The organism is Alkanindiges illinoisensis (assembly GCF_004377485.1).
Lineage (GTDB): Bacteria > Pseudomonadota > Gammaproteobacteria > Pseudomonadales > Moraxellaceae > Alkanindiges > Alkanindiges illinoisensis_A.
The window spans coordinates 1-5,557 of the sequence record NZ_SNTY01000048.1; the positions used below are offsets into that span (position 1 = coordinate 1).

Annotated in this window: 8 protein-coding genes; 4 read left to right on the forward strand and 4 right to left on the reverse strand. The window is 42.9% G+C overall.

Annotation, left to right across the window (positions count from 1 at the left end; translation table 11 throughout):
* The first annotated feature begins 297 nt into the window (after positions 1 to 297).
* Positions 298 to 633 (forward strand): hypothetical protein, encoded by a 336-nt coding sequence (locus E2B99_RS11015; RefSeq protein ID WP_134244999.1) that lies wholly within the window; start codon positions 298 to 300, stop codon positions 631 to 633.
* On the opposite strand, the gene E2B99_RS11020 is transcribed toward E2B99_RS11015, so the two are convergent.
* The 4 genes from E2B99_RS11020 to E2B99_RS11035 all read right to left on the reverse strand — a co-directional run bounded on the left by E2B99_RS11020 (position 600) and on the right by E2B99_RS11035 (position 2,661).
* Positions 600 to 740 carry a DUF932 domain-containing protein gene (locus E2B99_RS11020; protein ID WP_134245000.1) on the reverse strand — a complete coding sequence of 47 codons (141 nt, stop codon included), beginning with the start codon at positions 738 to 740 and terminating at the stop codon, positions 600 to 602. The genes E2B99_RS11015 and E2B99_RS11020 overlap by 34 nt on opposite strands.
* 73 nt (positions 741 to 813) lie before the next feature.
* On the reverse strand, positions 814 to 1,041 hold the full coding sequence (locus E2B99_RS11025; RefSeq protein WP_134245001.1) for an AlpA family phage regulatory protein: 228 nt from the start codon (positions 1,039 to 1,041) through the stop codon (positions 814 to 816).
* 243 nt (positions 1,042 to 1,284) lie between these two features.
* Positions 1,285 to 1,500 carry a hypothetical protein gene (locus E2B99_RS11030; protein ID WP_134245002.1) on the reverse strand — a complete coding sequence of 72 codons (216 nt, stop codon included), beginning with the start codon at positions 1,498 to 1,500 and terminating at the stop codon, positions 1,285 to 1,287.
* 96 nt (positions 1,501 to 1,596) lie between these two features.
* Complete coding sequence (locus tag E2B99_RS11035) at positions 1,597 to 2,661, reverse strand: DUF932 domain-containing protein (RefSeq protein ID WP_134245003.1); 1,065 nt, start codon at positions 2,659 to 2,661, stop codon at positions 1,597 to 1,599.
* 121 nt (positions 2,662 to 2,782) lie between these two features.
* Here E2B99_RS11035 and E2B99_RS11040 point away from each other — a divergent pair, with 121 nt between their 5' ends.
* From E2B99_RS11040 to E2B99_RS11050, 3 genes are all read left to right on the forward strand, one after another.
* Positions 2,783 to 3,784, forward strand: coding sequence for a hypothetical protein (locus tag E2B99_RS11040; protein WP_134245004.1), 1,002 nt, complete (start codon positions 2,783 to 2,785; stop codon positions 3,782 to 3,784).
* A gap of 546 nt (positions 3,785 to 4,330) precedes the next feature.
* Complete coding sequence (locus E2B99_RS11045; RefSeq protein ID WP_134245005.1) at positions 4,331 to 4,939, forward strand: hypothetical protein; 609 nt, start codon at positions 4,331 to 4,333, stop codon at positions 4,937 to 4,939.
* Between the two features lie 15 nt (positions 4,940 to 4,954).
* Positions 4,955 to 5,467 carry a hypothetical protein gene (locus tag E2B99_RS11050; RefSeq protein ID WP_134245006.1) on the forward strand — a complete coding sequence of 171 codons (513 nt, stop codon included), beginning with the start codon at positions 4,955 to 4,957 and terminating at the stop codon, positions 5,465 to 5,467.
* The last annotated feature ends 90 nt before the right edge of the window (positions 5,468 to 5,557 follow it).

Sequence of the window (5,557 nt, forward strand, 5' to 3'; positions counted from 1 at the left end):
ACTGAGGATCAGAAAGCTTGTTTGAATCGATGTATTTCATCCGCAGATTATGCACGAATGCTAAGAAATCCGGAGTGCAAATATTAACCAAAAAGAAGATCGTTTTTTGATTTATGAAAGAGATCTAGTAAAGCTTTTACCTTATCTTTTGGCAATTAAATTATGGGTATGGCTTTAAAATTACCATTAGGCTAGCCTACTAGGTTTTATCAAACCTTATTAATCAAATGAGATTTAACTCGGGTTCAATTACTACTATGTACTAGCAACTTAGCACTAGCCAAGAACTATAAGCTTATGCACATTACACCCAGCTTATTTAGCTACCTTTTAAACTCCCAAGTCCGTTGGCAGCTCAGTTACCAGTACCCACAACTGTCTCTGGTTCAAGACTCGGTAGAGAAAACTCTTGGCCTAGACCAGCAGCTCAATGTAGAAGTGACGTATGGCCTGTTCTGGGCAAATGTCCAGGTTTTAACGGCTAATCAGACTTATCTGTTTAAGGGAGTCAATAAGCAAAAGGCCACTGAGTTCAAGGCAGTAATTCAGCAGGATGTTGAGTACTTTAAGCTTGCTAAGCAAAGTGATGCCCTTAAGGCTCAGCTGCTGCCTTTTTTAGCCCAGCGCTCATGATCCACAAATTCCGTGACACTGTTCAGCAACCCATAAGCTGCTTCTTTAGCAGAATCTAGGATGGAACCCTGGCCATGTCTCTCAAACAGGGACTTCCGCTTAGTCATAACACTTGTGTTAAAGCTGCTACTGATCGGTGCAGCTTTGTGATCAAATACTTGTCAAAGATAAAACCTATTTTTAACGCTGGCTAATTTTCACCTGAATCCAGTCATTAATCTCGCTAGCCACCCACCCCACCCGGCTAGTTGTTAAATTAACCTGCTTAGGGAAACTAGCATCATAGTACTTTGTCTTTGGATTGATAATTTCATAGATGGTTAAGCGACTAAGACCGGTATACTCAACTACTTGACGGATATTAATGATTTTGTGCAGCGGATAGTTGTTTACATGGATAGCATTCATGATGGATCTCCCAGAAATGATGACGAGAGCGTTTTCTCTCTACATCATGGCAAGGCCGATAAAATTTAACGCCATCCGACCCAGCCCGTATCAGGGCAGACTCTCTTTGCAACTCTCAACTAAGAAGGCAAAAAAATAAATACTTAGGTTTGCTTGCATAGATGGGTTGTACCTATCTATGCAAGCAACTACTGTCCTGCTTGTGTTTAATGCATTCTCTGTCTTCTGTTTACCCTGTTTACTTTAATCGCTAATCAGGATGACATGGACTTCAATTCGCTCAACATTAATTCCAGCATCAGGTGAATGATTGATGATTAACCCCACGTGCACTGCGGGTTTAATCGTTTGCTTAATAGGCTTGGCAGAATAGCTGCTATACCCTGCTGACTCTGGTGAATTGGGTTTAGCTGTATGTAGTTCAGTGAGGTTTAAGTCTGGTAATAAGATGGGTTTCATCAGGTGTACCTCGGTAATGAAGTGAGCATAAAAAACCCCGGTAGGTTGATCCTACCGGGGTTTTTTATGGGACGTTTTGTTGCTATGGCGTAGTGGTTAAAGCATGCTTAAGGATAAATCCAGCGCCCGCTGTTTAATGCTGGCACCAGTGCCAAACCAGGCAGAGTCCAGACGGTGATCGGTACTGCGGGCACGCCGCTCATGATCAACAAACTCGGTAATGGAATTTAGCAGGCCAAATGCTGTACCACGGGCTGAAGCCAGTGATGCACCCCGGCCATGCCCTTCAAACAAGGTCTTGCACTTACTCATGGCACGCTCGTTAAATGAACCACTGCCCTGATTGCTACCTTCGTTAAATACCGACCAGAGGAAACGGTCGACCTCTACTGATTTCACCTTACGGTCTGACAGCAGGTTTAGACGGTAAATGTATTCATCCCAGCTGGATACGGAAATGCCCAGTTGCTGCTTAACCAGTGCTGCATCAAACTTGGTATTGTGCGGCACCTTAACGATGCCCGGATTAGCGGCTGTCCCATTAAACTGAGTAGCACTGCCCTTACCTTTCACTTCATTTAAGGCAATCGCTAAAGTGTTATTACACACCACCCGGATAGACGTGAATTGTGCAGTAGTGGCAAGCGTGCCATCACAAGCCGTTGCCAATAAGACATAGCCATTAGTAACATCATTACCCTTAATCGATGCAGACTGGCCAGTACGGGCTAATGCCCATAGCTTCTTGCCGCCTTTTAAAACACCAGCAGTTTCCAGCTCAAAATCAGACTTCTCGGTCAAATCCCGGTAGAATTCTAAAATCTCCCGTGGTTGGACTACATGGTAACGCTGGCTGACTACTGATAAAGGCTGCTTGGTATCAGAGCGGAATAGTACCTTATGCTCATTAAACGGTAAGGTTGATTCCAGTTCCACCAGCCATGAATCCTTACGTTGCACTATACCTTGCTGGCCAGCTTGATCAGTCAACCTACCACCGGATTCACCTATTTTAAAATGCACCGGACTTTGCATAATCGTCCAGTCCATCCCCGCCTGCTGTGCCCAGACCTCTATCGGTTGCTTACGCTCCAAGACATTCCCCAAGCCATGCCATGGGGTGTCACCGACATAGGCCATGGAATCAATTAAATGTGCCATGATGTATTACCTCTATGAAAGTTGATTGCTCATGGAGGTAATATGCATTTGAAATTATTTGGATTTAAGATACTCTTTTTAGCTGCTAATACTTATACACAACTAGAGTTAGGAAGTCCCAATGTTATTATTAATAGAATCTAAAGAAGAAATTGCAAAAGCACAGCGTAATTTAGAAATAGCGATTCGCCGCGACTTTAAGAAAAAAATAGTAAAAAATATTGGCTACCCTGGTGGCACTATGACTGATGCTCAAGTACAAACTGATGGAACCTATTGGTTCTGGTCAGAAGATTGTAACGAAAAAGGAATGATTAACCCAAGGCGTTTGAACTGGTTTGGCTTGCTTAGGGACAGTCCAAGTCTAGATATTACTGTAGAGATTAATACAGTATATGAAGGTCGTAATGATCGAATTGCAGGCTTCTTCGCGCGCGATAGCAATACGGGTTCGATTTATTTGATGCATTCAGGCCGCGTAGGTGGGGGTACCAAAGGTGTTTGTAAAGAAGCCTTTTTAGCATGTAGTGGCGAACGACTTTTTGAAGTTATGGATTCATCAGGCCGCCTCAAGGAAGGTACTTTAGTCATACCTATTAAAGGCACCAAAGCCACCCGACCAGCTATTCGTTATATCGATGCTATTGTAGATTTTAAGCAAGCGGTGCGTAATGGAGTTTTAACAACTACAGATTTTCAAAAAAAGAAAAAACAATATAATGATTTTTTTGCTGAGGCACGAGGCAGACGCCTAGGACAGCGGTCAGGAGAAATTGATTATTTATCTCGGCATGGCGAAGTCGTTGATGCACTGTACCTATGGCGCAATACAAATAGACTGCCAAAAAGTGGCCGTCTAGTTAAAGATAGGTTTATTGATTTAGGTGTCGCTATTGGAGAGGAGCTTATTGAAGTCTATGAAGTTAAGACTAGTGCAGCGCGTACTAATATTTATACAGCTATCGGACAACTGATGATTCATGGTGTATCTGAGAATTGTCGAAAATTTCTGGTTCTTCCAAATGATGAAACGATTGCCTCAGACCTTAATCAAGCATTAAAACAGCTTAATATCGACATACTCAAATTCAAACTTGACGAAGAATCAGCATCTATTATTTAGTGATTAGGTATCACACGTCTAATAAAATTATAGCAAAAACAGCTTCCCGTAAAATCATGTCCTGCTTTTGAAGGCTAGCATTGACTAACCCCTACCTCCCGATTATTCTTTTCTAGCTGGCCTACATTGCCAGACGGTTTTAGCAGACCGAGTTCATCTAGCGCGTAATCCATCGGGTTTATGCCTGTGTATTACGTGTGCCTTTCTCGCCCCCCTCTGCGGTGGAACGGGAGGGGGACGCGTTCGCGCGTGCTGGTTCCTAGATGACCAGTCTGCTAACCCTCTTTCGTTCTGCCACCCATCATTTAGCAGTGATCTGGTAGGACTTCTAATCTCATCTAGGAGTCAATCATGACTATATATACCCATTCCTATTTCTTAAGCCGCATCTTTAATACGGCCTTTCTATCCCTACCCTTACGAACTCGTTTAACCTGAATATTATCCTAAGTTTTCAGGGACTATTTTTATTTTAAATTAATAGCCTGTCGGCCAACCTGGCCTGTACAGGAGGGGGCATATCATGAAAGGAAAAAGGAAATCATCATGAAAAAATTAATGATCGCTGCTTTATTGGTGGCTTGTACAACCTCTGCTTTTGCAGAAATTCAATTTAAAATTGGGAAAGAATATATCGTTCCTAAATTTGAAACCCAAAAGTCTCTCACTGTTAAGCTTGGACAACCCAGCTCTACCAGTGGCAATACCATGATCTGGAAAAAAGGGGCGGCGGTTATTACGGCTGAATTTAAAAACGGCAAGCTTTATAACATCTACAGCAATTTCTTTGAAAACAGAGTCGCCGGAAGAATTGAGGAGACTGCTGAATTCACTTTTCTTCCGGGCATAAATTATGCGGTCGTGAATACTAATGCCTTTGTGGACACCCCAATCCTGAGTATAGGAAATACGCTAAATAGCAATTTCTGCCTGGCAAGCCGCTGGATCAATAAGGCTGACAGGACAATACGCTATGTGGTTAAAAAGCCGGGTGTTGATAACGGTAGTTTTTACTGGTCTGCGGATACAACCCAAGATGCCATTAATGAATGGAATACCTATCGTAAGGATACCAGAACGCAAGGAATGGGTATTGCTTCTCGGGTGGGCTGGATCAATGAGCCTGTCAATTATGACGTGAAAAAGTGTTATTAAGCAGGAAGCCTTATTATGAAAAAGCTAATCATTGCGACACTATTAACCGCTGTATGGGCAGCCCCTGCCTTTGCAGAAGATTATATTTCTATTGGCGGCAAGAAGGTCACCATGGCAGACACTAAAGCCAGCTTAAGCAAGAAATTCGGTAACCCCAAAAAAGAGGTGAATGGCGATACCTGGCATCAAGGTGGTGCAACGATTGTGGTTGCCGGTTACGATCAGTTTGGCTTAAAGGATGTTTCAGTGTATGCAGAAAAACCTAACCATGCGCCGATCCTGATGGGGTCTAATGGTTACACCATTACCCTGGGTAAGGATAGTATTGCCAATGCAGTGACCAAACTACAAAGCGGCTGTTTTAATGTGAACACTGGCATGTATGGGCCGGGGGAAAATGCCTTGAGTTTTTACTCGCGCATAGGTGCTGAAGGAGAATACTATGCGGTGGTCGAAGGGTCAGGCCACTCTGAGACAGTCAGGGGATTAAAGTGTATTAGTTCCGATCTGATCGGACAAAGATCTTGAAAAAGAGAAAGTTACCCGTTTAGATAAAGGTGTCGAATCTTAATCAAACAAAGGTAACTTTCTGATGTTGTATACTACCAATCAAATCAT